The following is a 15,523-nucleotide window of genomic DNA, read 5'->3' as shown; positions in this document are numbered from 1 at the left end:
GTCGACGGTGAAGCCGCCCTTCACGCGGCCGACGATGGCGCCCATGACCGGCTCGTTGCGCTCGTAGACGGCTTCCAGGCGGGTCCAGGCTTCCTCGCGGCGGGCCTTGTCGCGCGACAGGACGGCTTCGCCCATGGCGTTCTCGACGCGCTCGAGGAACACCTCGACGGTGTCGCCGACCTTGATCGGGTCCTTGCCTTCTTCGTCGCCGAATTCCTTCAGCGAGACGCGGCCTTCGGTCTTCAGGCCCACGTCGATGATCGCGATGTCCTTCTCGATCGCCACGACCTTGCCGTGGACAACCTGACCTTCCATGAAGTCGCGTCCGCCCATGGACTCGTCGAGCAGCGCGGAGAAGTCGTCGCGCGTCGGGTTCATGCTCATATCGTCAGCCATAGTCTTCTTTCGTATCGAATGACGGAGGGTCCGCGCGGCCAAAGGCCGTCGGACGGGCGCCCCACGTCGGGTTAAGGGTTGAACCGAAGGCGAAGGGGGATGGCCCCGCATCGCTGGTGAAATTCTGCCCGCAGCCGTGCGAGGGAATGGCGTGTTGGATTTGCTAGGTGGAGGAGATCCACTTGGCACGCGCCGCCTCGACGATGCGGCGGGCCGCATCGGCGGCGTGGTCTATAGTCATTTCGGAGGTATCCAGCAAGACCGCGTCGGGCGCGGGCCTCATCGGCGCAGCGTCGCGGCCGCCGTCGCGGGCGTCGCGGCGGGCGATGTCGGCCCGCACGTCCTTCAGGCTCACCCGCTCGCCCTGGGCCTTGAGCTGCTTCCAGCGGCGCTCCGCGCGGACCTCTGGAGAGGCCGTCACGAAGAGCTTGGCCTGGGCGTCGGGGGCGATGACGGTGCCGATGTCGCGCCCGTCCAGCACCGCGCCGCCCTCCTGGCGGGCGAAGGTGCGCTGGAATTCCATGAGCGCGTCGCGCACCCGCGGATGCACGGCGACGCGGCTGGCGGCCTCGCCGGCGGCGCGCGTGCGCAGCGCCGGATCGTCCAGCTGGTCGGCGGTGAGCAGGAGGGCGCACGCCGCGGCTTCCTCGTGGTTGTCGAGGTTCGCGCCGGCCTTCTGCATCATGACGCCGACGCAGCGGTAGAGCAGGCCGGTGTCCAGCACCGGCAGGTCGAAGGCCTTGCCGAGCCCCGTCGCGATGGTCCCCTTCCCCGACGCCGCCGGCCCGTCGACGGCGATCACGAAGCTGGTCAGAGGGGCGTCTTCCGGGAGGGTCATGCCGCGATCGCCGCGCCCAGGCCGCGCATGAGGTCGAAGAAGCCCGGGAAGCTGGTGGCGATCATGCCGGGTTCGTCGACGGCCACGGGCCGGTCCGAGGCCAGGCCCAGGATCAGGTGGCTCATGGCGATGCGGTGGTCGCCGTGGGTGGCGACGCGGGCGCCGCCCGCAACCCCATGGTTCGCCCGCACCGCGCCGACGACCGTCAGGCTGTCGGGGCCTTCCTCGACGGCCACGCCGCAGGCCGCGAGCCCCGAGGCCATCAGGGCGATGCGGTCGCTCTCCTTGACCCGCATCTCGCCGATGCCGCGCATGGCGGTCGGCCCGTCGGCGAAGGCGGCGGCCACGGCGAGTATGGGATATTCGTCGATCATCGAGGGCGCGCGCTCCGGCGGCACGTCCACGCCCACCAGTTGCGAATGGCGCGCGGTGACGTCGGCGACGGTCTCGCCGCCCTCTTCGCGGACATTGGTCACCGAGAGGTCGGCGCCCATGTCGCCCAGCGTCTCCAGCAGGCCGATGCGCAGCGGGTTCAGCAGCATCCCCTCGACGGTGACCACCGAGCCCGGGGTGATCAGGGCCGCCACCAGCGGGAAGGCCGCGGACGACGGGTCGCCCGGCACCCGGACGCTGGTCCCGGTCAGGGTCTGGCCGCCCGGCAGGACGATGCGGCGCTCGGCTCCTTTTTCGTGGACGTCGACCTGCGCGCCGAAGGCCCGCAGCATGCGTTCGGTGTGGTCGCGGGTGGCTTCCGGCTCGATCACCTCCGCGCCGCCGTCGGCGTGGAGCCCGGCCAGCAGCACCGCCGACTTCACCTGGGCCGAGGGCTCGGGCAGGCGGTAGGCGATGCGCCGCAGGCCCCCGCCGGTCAGCGTCAGCGGCAACCGGCCGCCCGCGCGGCACATCCAGCGCGCGCCCATTTCGCCGAGCGGTTTCAGCACCCGCATCATCGGCCGGCCGCGCAGCGAGGCGTCGCCGGTGAAGGTGGCGCAGAGCGGAAAGCCGGCCGCCGCGCCCATGATCAGCCGCACCCCGGTGCCGGCGTTGCCGCAGTCCACCACATCGGCCGGCTCGGAAAAGCCGCCCTGCCCCGTCACCCGCCAGCGCCCTTCGCCCAGGCGTTCGACCTGCGCGCCGAACGCCCCCATGGCCGCGGCCGTGCGCTTGACGTCGTCCCCTTCCAGCAGGCCCTCGATCTCGGTCACGCCGCTGGCCAGCGCGCCCAGGATGAGCGCGCGGTGCGAGATGGATTTGTCCCCCGGCGCGCGCAAAACCCCCTTCAGGGGGCCGGAGCGCGTGGCGGTCATCTGAGCCGCCGTCATTGGATAGACACGAGCCTCCTGAAGGCTTGGGCTTTTACGAGGGGGTTTGCTTTTGACAGCCGCCCCCGTGCGTGGCAAGGGAGCCCGCCTCGCAATCGCGACCCCCAACACATCCTCAAAGGACCACCGCCTTTGGCCAATCCCGAGCTGGGCTCCAAGCAAGTCTGCCCCAACTGCCAAGCGAAATTCTACGACCTGAGCAAGCGCCCCGCGCATTGCCCCAAGTGCGACACCGAGTTCGACCCTGACGAGGCGGTGCGCAACCGCCGCACGCGCGCCCGCGCCATCGTGCCAGAGCCCGAGGCCGAGGAAGAGCGCGACGATCAGGTGAAGGACGGCGCCGAGTCCGAGGACGAAGACGAGGAAGAAGAAGTCGTCACCCCGGAACTGGACGAGGTGATCGACGATCCGGTCCTGGCCGCCGACGATGACGACGAGGCCGAACCGGCCCCCGCGGTCAGCGAGGACCTCGGCGAATTCACCGACGAGGAAGAAGTCGAGGACGACGCCGACGTGCCGTTCCTGGAAGAGGACGAGGACGACGAGTTCGACGAAACCGAGATCGAGGGCCTGCCGGGCGAGGGGGAAGACGACCGGTAAGCCGTCTGCGTCGAAAAACCCTCACCAGCAGGGTTGATCGCACCGGACTGTTTGAATAGGTTCCGCGCCTTCCTGAGGGCCCGCCCTCAGGAAGACCCGGACGACCTGGGGCTATAGCTCAGCTGGTAGAGCGCTTGAATGGCATTCAAGAGGTCAGCGGTTCGACTCCGCTTAGCTCCACCATGAGGGCCCGCAGTTAGCGCTGCGGGCCTTCGCCTTTTGGGGGGTGGGCTCTGAGCCTTGAGCGCATTGCGGCGTCCGCTTTCGGGTGAGAAGCCAATGTCCGCTTTCGGCCCATAGCGGACATTGAGCTGACCCGTCGGGCCGGCAGCGCCGCTCGTCTGACGGATGGCCGCTTGCTACTCTCGCGGCAGGAGGTCGGCCAGCAGTGAGCGACGCGGTCGAGCGGCATAGGAGGCCTTGATCTCCGCCGGATCGTAGGCCGGGCTTTCCACCCATTCGAGGAACGTGCGGCCTGCCGGAGCGCCTTGTTCCAGGTATCGCTCGAAGACGTAGTCGAGGACGCCCGTGCGGCCGTGCTTCAGATGCAGATACCGCAGGTCGAGTTGCCGCATTGCCGTTGGAACATCGCCGCCCAGCCGGAAGTGGACATAGAGCGCGCTCATCAAGCTCGCCCGGTCCGCCCCTGACTTGCAGTGGATGAGGATCGGATATTCTACGGTCTCGAACAGGTGCGCGGCGGCGAGGATCTGTTCGCGTGATGGCGCGTCGCGGGACGTAATGGTGAAGTTCACCAGGGTTAGGCCTAGCGCGGCACAGGCGTCCTTCTCCAGCGCGTGAAAACTGGCGTCGAAGCCGCCGCGAAGATTGACGATGGTGCGGATGCCCCGGCGGCGCCACGCGCGTAGCTGATGAGGCCAGGGTTGGTTGCTGCGCACCAACTCATCCGAAACCCAGTGCGCGTTTTGGAAGCTGAGCCGCAGGTAGGCGTGGTCCCGCACCATGAAGTCGAGGTAGGCGGCCAGCCTGCCGCGCTTCGTGTTCAAACGAAATCCAGACACGTCGACCTCGCCAACCGGAGCCGGGCTGTAACACAGGCGCAAAGTCCCACGGCGGATTTGTAATCCAAATGCCATGAGGCGACCCGCATACCACGTCGTCTTGTTTACGGAGGCTGCCCGGGGGGACGTGCAGAGGGAGTGTCACCATGCCCGGCTTGGATTGGGGCGCGATCGAGAGCGCGCGACTGGTCCGTGATCCCTTCGATCACATCGCCGTTCGGCAGGTCCTGTCGTTCACTTGCGCCGCAGCAATTCCAGGCGAGTTTCCAGCCATACGCAGTCCCGGGTCCTATTCCCTCGCCGACGCCCCGGCGGGGCCCGCATTGAGCGGCCTGATCGAGGATCTTCTCTCGGATCGCTTTAGGGCTGAGATGGCTCGAATTTTTGACGTCGACCTCAACGGCAAGCCAGCTTCCATCACACTCCGCGGCCAGTGCTCGGGGCGCGACGGGCGCATCCATATCGACTCCAAGTCGAAGGTTCTGTCCTTGCTGATCTATCTCAATGAGGGGTGGTCCAGCCCGGAGGGCCAACTTCGGCTGCTCGCCGATCGGGATGGCTTCGACACCGCCCCGGTGGAAATTCCCGCGCACCTTGGGTCAATGGTGGCGTTCCGGCGAAGCGAGACATCTTGGCATGGTCACTCGCCTTTCATCGGACAGCGACGAGCTTTGCAGTTCAACTACCTGCAGAGCCATCGAGCGTCGGTCACCGGCCTCCTGCGTCATCGGCTGTCAGCCTTCGGCAAGCAGTTCGCGGCCTAGGTGGACGCCCCGGTCCATGACACGCGAAAGCTGCGGGTCTGGTATCTCACCACTGGCGAAGCCGGCACGGTGCAGCAGGCTAGAGGACTCGCGACGGCCCTCGCACCGAATGCGGAAGGCCGACTCGTTCGCGTCAGCCGGCTGTGGGCGGTCGGAATTCCTGCGCTGGTCGGGTTGGGGCCGCCGGCCGTCATACCGATTGCGGGCCGGCTCGAACCGCCGTGGCCGGACGTCCTGATCAGTTGCGGGCGTCGCAGCGGGTTGGTCGCCATGGCGGTGCGGCGTCGCAATAGGGCGCCGATGGTCATGGCGCACATCCAGCCGCCCACCTACCCAAAGGCCTTCGATCTGGTGGTCGCCATGGCCCACGACGAGCTGAAGGGCTCCAACGTCATCCAGATCGACACCGCCCTTCATGGCGTCCGACCCGCCGTGCTGACGTCGGCTCGGTCTCAGAGCGACCCGCGCTTTGTCGGCCTGCCCCGGCCCTGGACGGGCGTCCTGCTGGGCGGCGCGACGCGCCACAGGCCGTTCACCTATGACGATGCGATGCGGCTGGCGGACCAGCTCGACGCGCTGCGAAGCCGAATCGGAGGATCCCTGTTGGTAACGCCGTCGCGGCGAACCCCGGACCACGTCACCGCCGTCCTGGGCGGCCGCTATCTGTCGGATCAGACCGTTCGGATCTGGGACAGCGGTCCCCCCAATCCCTATCTCACGATCCTTTCGCAGTCGGATCGCCTGGTGGTCACCAGCGACAGCGTCTCGATGATTTCGGAGGCGCTCGCGACGACGGCGCCGGTCCTGGTTTTCAACCTTCCGGGCAGCCCGCGTCACCTGCGTTTCGTTGACAACCTTATCGCCAAGTCTCTGGTCGGACCGCTCGATGGGATTCACGCGCCGCCACGTCGAGCAGCGGTCGACGCCACACCGAGCGTTGTCGAGGCCGTGCGACGGCTGCTTGAGGTCGGGGACCCCAAGGCAGACTGGCCGGCATGAGGTTTAAGGCGGGGACTGGCGGTGGCCTCGCTCCTCTCCCGGACACGAAGTGTCGCGGGAGAGGTTGGGAGAGGGCGGCTTGGGCGGTTGGTCGGGTGCTAGCCTTGGACCCAGTGGCCCTTGAGCCAAGGCCGGCGACCGGTTGCTCGCGGTCGCCGCCCTCTCCCAGCCTCTCCCATGGCGCTGCGCGCCTGGGAGAGGAGCAGGCTTGAGTCGGGCGCCCTGGGGCGTGACGGGCCCGGGGGTGTCGTGAGAGGGTCGGGCCCAGGGGGAGCGCCATGACACTTGAGCAGGTTTCGTATCTCAGCCAGACGGTGGCGGCCGCCGCGGTCGTGGTCTCGATCGTCTACCTGGCGATCCAGGTGCGGCAGGCCGAGCGCAACCAGCGGGCGCAGATGCAGCAGGCGCGGACCGAGCGCGGCATGGTGCTGGCGGCCTCGATGGAGTCGCCGCATTTCGCGGCCATCTGGGTCAAGGTGACCACCGACAATCCCGACGTGAACGCCATGGACATAAGCATCCTGACCTCGTTCCTGCGCCGCTGGGCGCTGAACGTGCTGGACGCCCAGGCGAACCACGCGCTTTCGCTGTTGAGCGACGAGGCGCTGGCGCGCGCCTGCGCGGCGGCGCGGTGGGGGTTCGCCTATCCCATCGCCCGGGCGGTCTGGACCGCGACCGTGCGCGAGACCTTCACGCCGGACGATGCGGCGAGGTTCGAGGCCCTGGCGATCCTGGGCGCGCCGCTGACCGCGGGCGCGGACAATGTGGCGCGGACCCGCTCGGCCCGGGAGGTGCTGCTGGCGGGGGCGTGACGCAGGAACGCGCTCAGACCAGGCTGCCGCCGCCGTCGACGCGGACGACCTGGCCCGTCACGTAGGTTGCGCGCATCAGATAGAGGTAGGCCTCGGCGGCCTCCTCGACCGATCCGGCGCGCGGCAGGGGCAGGTTGGCGGTGAAGCCCTTGATCATGTCCTCGCCCCAGGCCTGCACCTGCTCGCTGGTGATCAGGCCCAGACAGACCGCATTGACCCGGACAGGCGCCAGGTCGCGCGCCAGGCCCATGGCCAGGCCCTCGGTGGTGTGGGCCGACGCCGTCGTGAGCGGCGCGCCGGGCCTTGGCCGGTGGGCCAGCATGCCGCCGGTGAGGGTGATCGAGCCCTCCCTGGCGATCTGGCGGATGGCGTATTTCGCGGCGCGGGCCGCGCCCCAGAAGCGGACTTCGATCCGGGCCTTGCTGGCCTCGATATCGAGGTCGCGGGTCGCGCCCAGCATGTGGCCCCAGTCGCCGGCGGTGAAGACCAGATGGTCGAACGGGCCCGCCGCCTCGAAGAAGGCGGCGACCGAGGCCTCGTCCTTCACATCCACGGTCAGGCCCTTGGCGCCGAGCTTCGCAGCCGCCGCTTCGATCCGTGGGGCCTGGCTGGAGCCGACGATGACTTCGGCGCCGGCCTCCATCGCCGCCGCCGCCACGGCGAAGCCGACGCCCGAGGCGCCGCCGATCACCACCACCTTGGCCCCGTCCAGCTTCGCCATGACCCGACTCCCTGTGCGAACGGGGAGAGGTAGTCCGGACGGCGAGCGGGAAAAAGGCGGAAGTCTATACCGGTATCGGCGCTACCCCCCTGGGCTCGGGCCGCAGCGGGGCGGCAGGGGCGCTGATCAGTTCAGGAAGGCGAGGATCGCGGCGTCCACGGCTTGCGGGTGGGTGAGCGGCGCAAAGTGCGTGGCCGCGGGGATGATCACTTCCTTGGCGTTCGGAATGGTCTTGGCCAGGGCGTCGGTGTGCTCGCGGCGGATGGCGTCGTGCTCGCCGGCGATCACCAGCACCGGGGCGCGGATTCGCGCCAGTTCGGCGGGCGTGTCGTGCGGCTCGGTCCGCCACATCTGCACGACCTTGCCGTAGAAGACCGGCCACTGGTCGGGCGTGGGCGACAGCCGCCGGTACATGTCGCGCTGGATCGCGACGGCGGGGGCGTCGGCGGCGGGCTGGGCGCCATCGCCGCTGAGGCCGGCGACATCGTAGTTGGCGCCCATCAGCACCAGGCGCCGCACCCGGTCCGGATGGTGGATGGCGAGGTCGAGGCCAATGACGCCGCCGTCGCTCCAGCCGACGACGTCGGCGCGGGCGACGTGCAGCCGATCCATGAGCGCCACCATGTCCTCGCCCATCTGATGGTAGTGCAGCGGCCCCGGCCCGTCTCCGGAGCGCCCATGCCCCCGGCTGTCGGGGGCGATCACCAGGCGATCCTTGGCCAGCGCCTCGATCTGGTAGTGCATGGTCTCGATGAAGGCCGTGCCGCCGTGCAGCACGAGCACCGGCGGGCCCGCTCCATAGGTTTCGTAGTAGATGGCGGCGCCGTTCAGCGTCGCCGACTGGCCGCCGTGAAAGCCGAACGCCTCCTTGTGCGCCATGAAGTCATTGACGCCGAAATCCGGCGGCCCCGCCGCCCAGGCCGCCCCCCAGACTGTCGCGGCCACCGCCCCTCCGACAACCGCCGCGCCAATCGCCCGCATGCTCATCGCCATCCCCGGTGCGCTGATCGGTTCCACGTAACCGCAATTGGCGAAGGTCGGCAACGGGTCCGAAGCGGCGCGGGCAGGGGTGGCCTGGAACCGCCGGGCGGGCTAACTCCCCTCGCATGGCCGGAAGCAAGCAACGCGACGAATTCGAGATCGTGGTCGAGGGCGAGCCCTATGTCTGGCGGCTGCAGCGCCAGCCCGCCTGGTCCAGCGACACCGCCGGCTGGCGCGGCATGGCGATCGCCGTGCGCCACAAGGAAGGGCAGCGCGAGGTGGTGCTGGAGTTTCCGCCGGGGCCGCAGCCGCGGTACGGCGCGCCGCAGCTGAAGGCCTCGCAGATCGCGCCTGCCCTGGTGGCGAAGGCCATCGCGTCCGCCTTCGGGGCCGGTTGGGAGCCGCTGTCGCGCGGCAAGACCGTCACCATCGTGGTGGACGCCGACGGGGGGTGAGGCGGCGAGCAGGGGTCCGGCGGAACAACAGCCGAGCTTGAGCGCTTTGCGTTGCAGTCGGGGACTGACGGGAGGACCTCTCATGAAGCATCTCATCCTTACGAGCCTGATCGCCGCCGCGGTCGCGGGCGCGGCGTTCGCACAGGACAAACCGCCGCCGAAGAACGCCGGCACGGCCGGCGGCGCGGTGGCCGGGGCTGCGACCGGGGCCGTGGTCGGCGGTCCGGTGGGCGCGGTCGTGGGCGGCGTCGCCGGCGCCACGATCGGCCACAAGACCATCGACAAGAAAACGGCGCATCACCGGAAGCATAGGGCGCACCCGGCGCCGGCGGCCGAGAAACAGCCCTAAGGCCGGAGGCGAAGGCGCTACGCCAGCGCCTTGCCGAGCCGCAGCCAGAGTTGCTGGTCGAAGTCGCGGTCCGGGGTCGCCTGGCCCATGCGGACGACGATCAGCTTCTGGCTGGGGACGACGTGCAGCTTGCGGTCCATGGCGCCCAGCGCCGCCACCAGGTCTGAGGGCGCGGCGGGGATCAGCGGGCCGGGGGTGCGGGCGCCGCCGGGGCGCGCGGTGTAGTCGCTGCCGTTCAGCCACCAGAAGCGGCCATAGGCCGGGTTGGTCGCCGAGCGGGCGAACATCGCCTTCAGCGACGCCTCGGAGACGATCCGCTTGCCGTCGGCGGCCTTGCCGCCGTCCAGCACGACCTGGCCGAACCTGGCGGTGTCTCTGGGCGTGGTGACCAGGCCCGTGGGGTTGCCGACGTTGGCGAAGGCGGCGGGCCGCTGGCGCCAGGCGGTCTCGGCCATGCCGGCGGGCTCGGTCAGCCAGCCGCGGGTCAGGGTCTCCAGCGGCTGTTTCGCGCAGGCGGCGACGACGCGCTTGGTCACCGCATAGACCGGCGTGTTGTAGAAGAACATCGTGCCGGCCGGGGCCTGATAGGCGAAGCCTTCGGTCAGGCCCGAGCTCATGGTCATGACGTCGATGACCCGGATCGCGGCCTCCTGGTCGGGCGAGGCCTTCGACCAGCCGGGTCCGATGTAGGCGCTGACGGGCCGGGTGACATCCAGCAGGCCCTTGTCGATGGCCACGCCCAGGAGGACCGAGACGAAGCTCTTCTGCTGCGAGGCGACGTCTTCCAGCAGGGCGCCGTCGCGGGCGGTTCCGTAGGTGAAGTCGGCCCGGAACTTGTCGGCCTCGGCCGTGGCGGGAAGCGGCCAGTTCTTTTCGACGAGGGTCTTGCGGTCGCGGACGATCAGGAAGCCGGTGGTCTTCTGGCTCTGCACATAGTCGAGCACGGCCTGCATGGCGCCCGATTGGGCGGCGGCGGCCAGCGGTCGGGCGAGGACGCCGCCAAAGGCCGCCAGCGCGCCCGCGCCTCCGATGACCGCTCTGCGGGAAGGTTGCGCGCGCATCCAGGCCTCCTGACGATTTTTCCAATATCGGCCCGGCGGCGGGAGTCGTCTACAAATCGCCGGTGGCGCGGTGAGCGCGCCGGAGGATGTCGCCATGACCCCGTCGCGCCGAGGACTCCTGGCAGGCGCGGGCCTCGTGGGGCTGACCGCCGCCGGTCCCGCCGCCGCAAGCGCGGCGGCCGAGGCCGCCACGCTGCAGGCGACGCTGGAGCGCTACCACGGCTTCGGCGTGAAGGCGTCCGGCGGGCCGGGCGACACCGCCTGCGGCGCCTGGCTGGAAGGCGAGCTCGGCAAGCTCGGCTACGCCTGCCGCCGCCAGGCCTTCGAGGTCCCGTTCTTCGAGCCGCGCCAGGCGACGCTGACCTGCGGCGAAGCGAAGGCGTTGGTCATCCCACAGGCGATCGTGGCGCCCACCGGGCCGCCGGGCCTGACCGCGCCCCTGAAGCTGGCCTCGGCGCCCGGCGGGCTCGCCGGCGCCATCGCCGTGCTCGACCTGCCGAGCCAGCGCTGGGTGGCCATGGGCGGGTTCGTGGCCGAGGCGGTGCGCCGGGGCGCCGCCGGCGTCGTGCTGGTCACCAACGGCCCGACCGGCGAGGCCATCGCGCTCAATGTCTCGACCCATCGGCCCGCCATCGACAAACCGGTGGCGCTGCTGGCGCCGAAGGATGCCAAGCCCTTCCTGGCCGCCGCCGCAGAGGGCCGCAACGCGACGCTGGTCCTCGACGGCCAGGGCGGCGGGGCGGCCCGGCGGCCGGCGTTCAACCTGATCGCGCGGCTGGATCGCGGCGCGGCCAAGACCCTGGTGATCTCGACGCCGCGGTCCGGCTGGTTCGGCTGCGCGGCCGAACGCGGCTCGGGCCTGGCGGTCTGGCTGTCGCTCGCCCAATGGCTGGCGAAAGCGAACCACGGGGTGAACGTCGAACTGCTGGCGACCAGCGGCCACGAGTACGAATACCTGGGCGGCGAACACTACCTCGCCGAGGCGGCGCCCGCGCCGGAGAAGACCCGGCTCTGGGTGCACATCGGGGCCAGCGCCGCGGCGCGTGACTGGCACGAGCTGGCGGCGGGTCTCAAGCCCTTGCCCAGCGCCGATTCCCAGCGGGTGCTGACCGCGACGGCCGACATCCTGGACCCCACCCGCGCGGCCTTCCGCGGGATCAGCGGCCTGGAGGCGACCTATCTGGCCGACAAGGCCATGGCCGGCGGCGAGCTGGTCAATGTGATGAACGCCGGCTACCGCACCGCCATCGGCCTCTACGGCTCCCACCGCTACTTCCACACGCCCGGCGACGACCTGCGCTGCGTCTCGGGCGAGCTGGCGCAGCCGGTGGCCGCGGCCTTCCGCGCCGCGATCAACGACGCACTCGCCACTGCCCAGGGCCTGGAGCGGCGGCGAGAACAGGGCTAGCTCTGCCGGACGCCGCGCCGCAGGGGAGGCTCCGCTTGAAACGCCACGTTCTGGCCGCCGCCGGTTTCGCCCTGGCGAGCCTCTCCCTCGTGGGCCTTTCCGCCTGCGAGCAGGGCAAGCCGCGCCATCCGCCGCCGGACCCCATGGCCGTGGCCCCGCCGGCGGACGCGGCCGGCGGGCCGGCGCCGGCGGGCGTGCTCTCCGCCGGCCTTCCCAAGCGGCCGGAGGCGGCGGGCTTCTTCCTGGACCGCGTCGGCGCCGCCATCGATCCGCGCAGCCGCCAGCCCGCGGTGACGCCGGCCGGCCAGGCGACCGTGTTCGACGGCTTCGGCTTCGACGCCCCGGCCAAGGCGCCGGGCAAGGGCGTCGACCTGGTGGTGGACGGCGCCGCCTACGGCACGGTCTATGGCGCGGCGCGGCCCGACGTCGCCAGCTTCTTCAAGGCGCCGGCGCTGGTGAATGTCGGCTTCAAGGCCGTGCTGCCGGCCGGCGCGCTCGCGCCCGGCGCCCATACGGTGGTGGTCCGCGTGGTGGCCGCGGACGGCAAGGGATATTTCGATTCACCGACCGTCGCCTTCACCGTGAACTAAATCCTGAGTTGCGAGTTGTGGGGCCAGGAAACGTCGGCGTCCCGCTGGCGCATCTAGAGGGCTGGGTTATGCGTGGATCGATTTCGGCGGCGGCCGTGGCCGTGGCGTTGGGGCTGGGCTTTGGCGTAGGAACGGCGAACGCCGCCACCACGGTCTATGATTTCTCCGGGGTCTGCCGCGATTGCGCGAGCGTCGGCACCGGCACCCTGACCCTCACGAGCGCCCTGACCGGTCCGATCAGCACCGCAGACTTCGTGAGCTTCGCCTACAAGTCGAACCTCGTCTCCTTCACACTCGACCGCAGCGACATCATCGCCGTTCTCGGCGCGTTCGACCCCAGCCGGCCGGACGCCACGGTGATCGACATCGTGCAGCTGGGCGGGACCGGCTGGGAATTCGAGCGCAACGCCGACGGCAGCTGGAGCGTCTCCTCCGAGCTGGGCGCCAACAGGCACAACAGCGGTGGCGGCGGCGGTGGTGGCGGTGGTGGCGGCGGCGGCTTCTCTGGCGGCAGCCCGGGCGTCTTCGGCGGAATTGGCGGCTCGGGCGACATGCTGCCCAGCGGCGACACCGGCGGCACTCGCACCGTCGACGACTTCGGCACGACGTCGTCCTTCCAGCAGGGCCTGGTCGACGCGGTGGTCGCGGTCCCGGAACCGGCGTCCTGGGCTCTGATGATCGTAGGTTTCGGGGGCCTCGGCGTGGCGCTGCGCGCGCGGACTCGCCTCAAGTTGGCCGTGTGACCCGCCCAGGCGCGAGGAATACTCCCTAGGGGCGAATTTCGATATGGTTAAAACCCCTGGTAGGAGAATCTGATAGCAACCCGCTCCAAAAACGCCGAGGAGTTGTGCTCGGCGCGAGTTTCGCCGGGCCGTGTTGGCGGCTGAGCGGAGGGTTTGGGTATGCGGGCACCGTGGACAGCGATCGCGATCGCCGCCGGTCTTGGGTTGAGCGCCGCGGCGGCCGGGTCCGCCAGCGCGGCGGTCACATTCAAGTTTTCCGGCGACTGCGCCGACTGCGGCGTCAACGGGGCCGCCGGCGGCTGGCTGACGCTTCAGAACATGCCCAACGGCGCGATCTCGAAGGCCGACTTCGTGAGCTTCGTCTATCAGTCGAGCCTGCTGTCCTTCCAGATCAGCAGCAGCGACATCGTCGCGGTGATGGGCTCGATCGACCCCAACAACCTCTCCACCAGCTACATCGACATCATCCAGATGGGCGGCACCGGCTGGGAGTTCGACAAGAACGCTGACGGCACCTGGTCGGTCTCCTCCGACATCACCATGGGCAATCCGCACCCCAAGGGCGGCGCGGGTGGCGGCGGCGGTGGCGGCGGTGGCGGCGGCGGCTTCGCCCCGCCGGCGGGCGACGGGTCCGATGGCGCGCCGGGCGGCAATCCGCCCCCGACCGGTGAGGGCATCGACTTCTTCACCGGCGCTGGCGACACCAGTTTCATCGACGACTTCGGCGACAATGGCGGCTTCGACCAGGGTCAGGTCGCCGGCGGCGTGCCGGAGGCCTCGACCTGGGCGCTGATGCTCACCGGCTTCGCCGGCATGGGCGCGATGCTGCGCAACCGCCGCCGCCGCCCGCGCGGCATTGAAACCGCCTAACTCACTTCCCACCTGAGTCCTTGTCCGGTTGGACCGTGCCGACGCCGGGCGGTCCGGCCGGAGAGTCGCTTTCGACAAGGACTCTTTGAGGATGAACAGGTCGGTACTTTTCGACAGCCCGTTTCTCTTGGGCTTCGAGCACACACGCAGTCTGATCGAGCGCGCCCAAAAGGCGGCCGCCGAGAGCTATCCCCCCTACAATGTGGAGGACCGCGGCGACGGCGAGATCAGGATCACCCTGGCGGTGGCGGGCTTTTCGCCCGATCAGCTGGAGGTGAGCGTTGAGGACCGGCAGCTGACGGTCTTGGGCCGCCGTGACGACAACACGGTCCGGCCGGAAGACGCCTTCCTGCATCGCGGCATCGCCGCGCGCGGGTTCATCCGAAGTTTTGTCCTGGCCGACGGCATGGTCGTAGAAGAGGCGAGCCTCGAACACGGCCTGTTGCACATCGATCTGAGCCGGCCCGAGCCGGAGAAACGGATCCTCCGGATCCCGATCAAGGCCCGCGGTTAAGCTCGAATCTTAAGTATCAAAAAGGAGACGGTCGGATGTCCGACGTCTCAGCCAGTGAACGGCAGGCTGAACCGGCGACCGTTCGAGGCGTTGCGTATTGCGGAGGTGGTCATGATGACGCCTATTCTATCGACTGAAGCTTTCGCCGCATTGGGCGGCCCTGACCTTGTCTATGTGCGCCCGGTAAGCGCGGCCGAAATCCTGGCCAGCGTGCCGACGGCCCAGATTCAAGGCTTTCACCTGGCGCCTGACCAGACCCTCTACGCCGTGCACCGCGCCGACGGCGAACGCCTGGCCGTGCTCACCGACCGCGACAGCGCCGTCGCCGCCGCCCTGGCGCACGAACTGGCGCCGGTTTCGGTTCACTAGCTCAAACGCCCATCCCTCCTCTTTAGGGGAGGGTGGCCGAGGCGAAAGCCTCGGTCGGGTGGGGGTTGGTGGGCCAGAACTCCGACGTCCGCGCTTGAACGCGAGTCCCCCACCCTGATCGCTTCGCGATCTGTCCCTCCCCTAAAGAGGAGGGATGATTCAGCTAAGCCGCCGACGACCGTGACGCCTGCTGCACGGGGTCCTGTACGAGCAGCGCGTGGATCGCGTCGGTCGTGCGGGCCTGACGCAGCTGCTGGCGCAGGTCCGATTGCCGCAGGATCCGCGAGACCCGCGCGAGCGCGCGCAGGTGCTCGACGCCGGTCGCCTCCTTCGGCGCGAACAGGGCGAAGATCAGGTCGACGGGCTGATCGTCCACGGAATCGAAGTCGACGGCGTGCTCGAGACGCACGAACACCCCGCGCAGGCGGGTGAGGCCCTCCACACGGGCGTGGGGCGCGGCCACGCCGTGACCGACGCCGGTGGAGCCGGCCTGCTCCCGCTCGGTCAGCGCGTCCAAGACGTCACCCGCGTCGAGGCCGAAGTTGCGGGCGGCGATCTCGGCGATGACCGCCAAGGCCTTGCGCTTGTTGGCGGCGCTCACGCGCAAAGAGATCGCGTTGCGATCCAGAAGTTCGCCGATCTGCATGGTGTCTCTAAAGAAGCTCGCTTTAACTACGGCCCACCCCCCTGGTTGGCCGCCTCTGGACGG

20 protein-coding genes and 1 tRNA gene are annotated in these 15,523 nt (G+C 69.7%); 13 read left to right on the top strand and 8 right to left on the bottom strand.

The annotated features are described in order from the left end of the window. The 3 genes from VKQ35_RS16880 to aroA form a co-directional block, all read right to left on the bottom strand. Positions 1–396: S1 RNA-binding domain-containing protein (locus VKQ35_RS16880; RefSeq protein ID WP_324363697.1), on the bottom strand; the 396-nt coding region annotated here is incomplete at its 3' end. 163 nt (positions 397–559) lie between these two features. After that, positions 560–1,234, bottom strand: a complete 675-nt coding sequence (gene cmk / locus VKQ35_RS16875) for a (d)CMP kinase (protein WP_324363696.1) — start codon at positions 1,232–1,234, stop codon at positions 560–562. Further along, positions 1,231–2,556: a 3-phosphoshikimate 1-carboxyvinyltransferase gene (gene aroA, locus VKQ35_RS16870; RefSeq protein ID WP_324363694.1), complete on the bottom strand. Its 1,326-nt coding sequence runs from the start codon at positions 2,554–2,556 to the stop codon at positions 1,231–1,233. Before aroA ends, cmk begins: the two co-directional genes overlap by 4 nt. Before the next feature lie 132 nt (positions 2,557–2,688). Between aroA and VKQ35_RS16865 the strand changes: the two genes are divergently transcribed. Both VKQ35_RS16865 and VKQ35_RS16860 read left to right on the top strand, forming a co-directional pair. After that, complete coding sequence (locus tag VKQ35_RS16865) at positions 2,689–3,156, top strand: TIGR02300 family protein (protein WP_324363692.1); 468 nt, start codon at positions 2,689–2,691, stop codon at positions 3,154–3,156. Positions 3,157–3,263: 107 nt separating this feature from the next. Beyond that, a tRNA-Ala gene (locus VKQ35_RS16860) sits at positions 3,264–3,339 on the top strand. 176 nt (positions 3,340–3,515) lie between these two features. Here the strand turns inward: VKQ35_RS16860 and VKQ35_RS16855 are convergent. Beyond that, positions 3,516–4,178 (bottom strand): fused DSP-PTPase phosphatase/NAD kinase-like protein, encoded by a 663-nt coding sequence (locus VKQ35_RS16855; RefSeq protein ID WP_414692360.1) that lies wholly within the window; start codon positions 4,176–4,178, stop codon positions 3,516–3,518. A gap of 146 nt (positions 4,179–4,324) precedes the next feature. Here VKQ35_RS16855 and VKQ35_RS16850 point away from each other — a divergent pair, with 146 nt between their 5' ends. From VKQ35_RS16850 to VKQ35_RS16840, 3 genes are all read left to right on the top strand, one after another. Then, positions 4,325–4,942, top strand: coding sequence for a 2OG-Fe(II) oxygenase (locus VKQ35_RS16850; protein ID WP_324363688.1), 618 nt, complete (start codon positions 4,325–4,327; stop codon positions 4,940–4,942). Then, positions 4,943–5,941, top strand: coding sequence for a mitochondrial fission ELM1 family protein (locus VKQ35_RS16845; protein WP_324363686.1), 999 nt, complete (start codon positions 4,943–4,945; stop codon positions 5,939–5,941). A 278-nt stretch (positions 5,942–6,219) separates the two neighbouring features. Then, positions 6,220–6,753, top strand: a complete 534-nt coding sequence (locus VKQ35_RS16840) for a hypothetical protein (protein WP_324363684.1) — start codon at positions 6,220–6,222, stop codon at positions 6,751–6,753. A gap of 13 nt (positions 6,754–6,766) precedes the next feature. On the opposite strand, the gene VKQ35_RS16835 is transcribed toward VKQ35_RS16840, so the two are convergent. Next, positions 6,767–7,474, bottom strand: a complete 708-nt coding sequence (locus VKQ35_RS16835; protein WP_324363682.1) for an SDR family oxidoreductase — start codon at positions 7,472–7,474, stop codon at positions 6,767–6,769. Between the two features lie 126 nt (positions 7,475–7,600). Further along, positions 7,601–8,419, bottom strand: coding sequence for an alpha/beta hydrolase (locus VKQ35_RS16830; RefSeq protein ID WP_324363680.1), 819 nt, complete (start codon positions 8,417–8,419; stop codon positions 7,601–7,603). Positions 8,420–8,580: 161 nt separating this feature from the next. On the opposite strand from VKQ35_RS16830, the gene VKQ35_RS16825 reads away from it, so the two are divergent. Continuing rightward, positions 8,581–8,910: a hypothetical protein gene (locus tag VKQ35_RS16825; RefSeq protein ID WP_324363678.1), complete on the top strand. Its 330-nt coding sequence runs from the start codon at positions 8,581–8,583 to the stop codon at positions 8,908–8,910. An 82-nt stretch (positions 8,911–8,992) separates the two neighbouring features. Beyond that, the gene (locus VKQ35_RS16820) at positions 8,993–9,259 is read left to right on the top strand and encodes a glycine zipper domain-containing protein (protein WP_324363677.1); all 267 of its coding nucleotides are present in this window, start codon (positions 8,993–8,995) and stop codon (positions 9,257–9,259) included. 17 nt (positions 9,260–9,276) lie between these two features. Here VKQ35_RS16820 and VKQ35_RS16815 read toward each other — a convergent pair whose 3' ends face one another. After that, the gene (locus VKQ35_RS16815) at positions 9,277–10,320 is read right to left on the bottom strand and encodes a serine hydrolase domain-containing protein (RefSeq protein ID WP_324363676.1); all 1,044 of its coding nucleotides are present in this window, start codon (positions 10,318–10,320) and stop codon (positions 9,277–9,279) included. Positions 10,321–10,414: 94 nt separating this feature from the next. Here VKQ35_RS16815 and VKQ35_RS16810 point away from each other — a divergent pair, with 94 nt between their 5' ends. The 6 genes from VKQ35_RS16810 (at position 10,415) to VKQ35_RS16785 (ending at position 14,814) form a co-directional block, all read left to right on the top strand. Then, entirely contained in the window at positions 10,415–11,728 is a 1,314-nt protein-coding gene (locus tag VKQ35_RS16810; RefSeq protein WP_324363675.1) for a hypothetical protein, read from the top strand. Between the two features lie 35 nt (positions 11,729–11,763). After that, positions 11,764–12,318: a hypothetical protein gene (locus VKQ35_RS16805; RefSeq protein ID WP_324363673.1), complete on the top strand. Its 555-nt coding sequence runs from the start codon at positions 11,764–11,766 to the stop codon at positions 12,316–12,318. A 68-nt stretch (positions 12,319–12,386) separates the two neighbouring features. Continuing rightward, the gene (locus VKQ35_RS16800) at positions 12,387–13,061 is read left to right on the top strand and encodes a PEPxxWA-CTERM sorting domain-containing protein (protein WP_324363671.1); all 675 of its coding nucleotides are present in this window, start codon (positions 12,387–12,389) and stop codon (positions 13,059–13,061) included. 159 nt (positions 13,062–13,220) lie between these two features. Then, positions 13,221–13,931: a PEP-CTERM sorting domain-containing protein gene (locus VKQ35_RS16795; protein WP_324363669.1), complete on the top strand. Its 711-nt coding sequence runs from the start codon at positions 13,221–13,223 to the stop codon at positions 13,929–13,931. A gap of 91 nt (positions 13,932–14,022) precedes the next feature. Further along, positions 14,023–14,445 carry an Hsp20 family protein gene (locus VKQ35_RS16790; RefSeq protein ID WP_324363709.1) on the top strand — a complete coding sequence of 141 codons (423 nt, stop codon included), beginning with the start codon at positions 14,023–14,025 and terminating at the stop codon, positions 14,443–14,445. A 114-nt stretch (positions 14,446–14,559) separates the two neighbouring features. Beyond that, positions 14,560–14,814, top strand: a complete 255-nt coding sequence (locus VKQ35_RS16785; RefSeq protein WP_324363708.1) for a DUF1150 domain-containing protein — start codon at positions 14,560–14,562, stop codon at positions 14,812–14,814. Between the two features lie 163 nt (positions 14,815–14,977). On the opposite strand, the gene VKQ35_RS16780 is transcribed toward VKQ35_RS16785, so the two are convergent. Beyond that, positions 14,978–15,460: a PTS sugar transporter subunit IIA gene (locus VKQ35_RS16780; RefSeq protein ID WP_324363667.1), complete on the bottom strand. Its 483-nt coding sequence runs from the start codon at positions 15,458–15,460 to the stop codon at positions 14,978–14,980. Between the last annotated feature and the right edge of the window lie 63 nt (positions 15,461–15,523).

Source organism: Phenylobacterium sp., assembly GCF_035309685.1.
GTDB lineage: Bacteria > Pseudomonadota > Alphaproteobacteria > Caulobacterales > Caulobacteraceae > Phenylobacterium.
The sequence above is the reverse complement of the archived record's forward strand: the minus strand, read 5'-3'. Positions and strand labels throughout refer to the sequence as shown.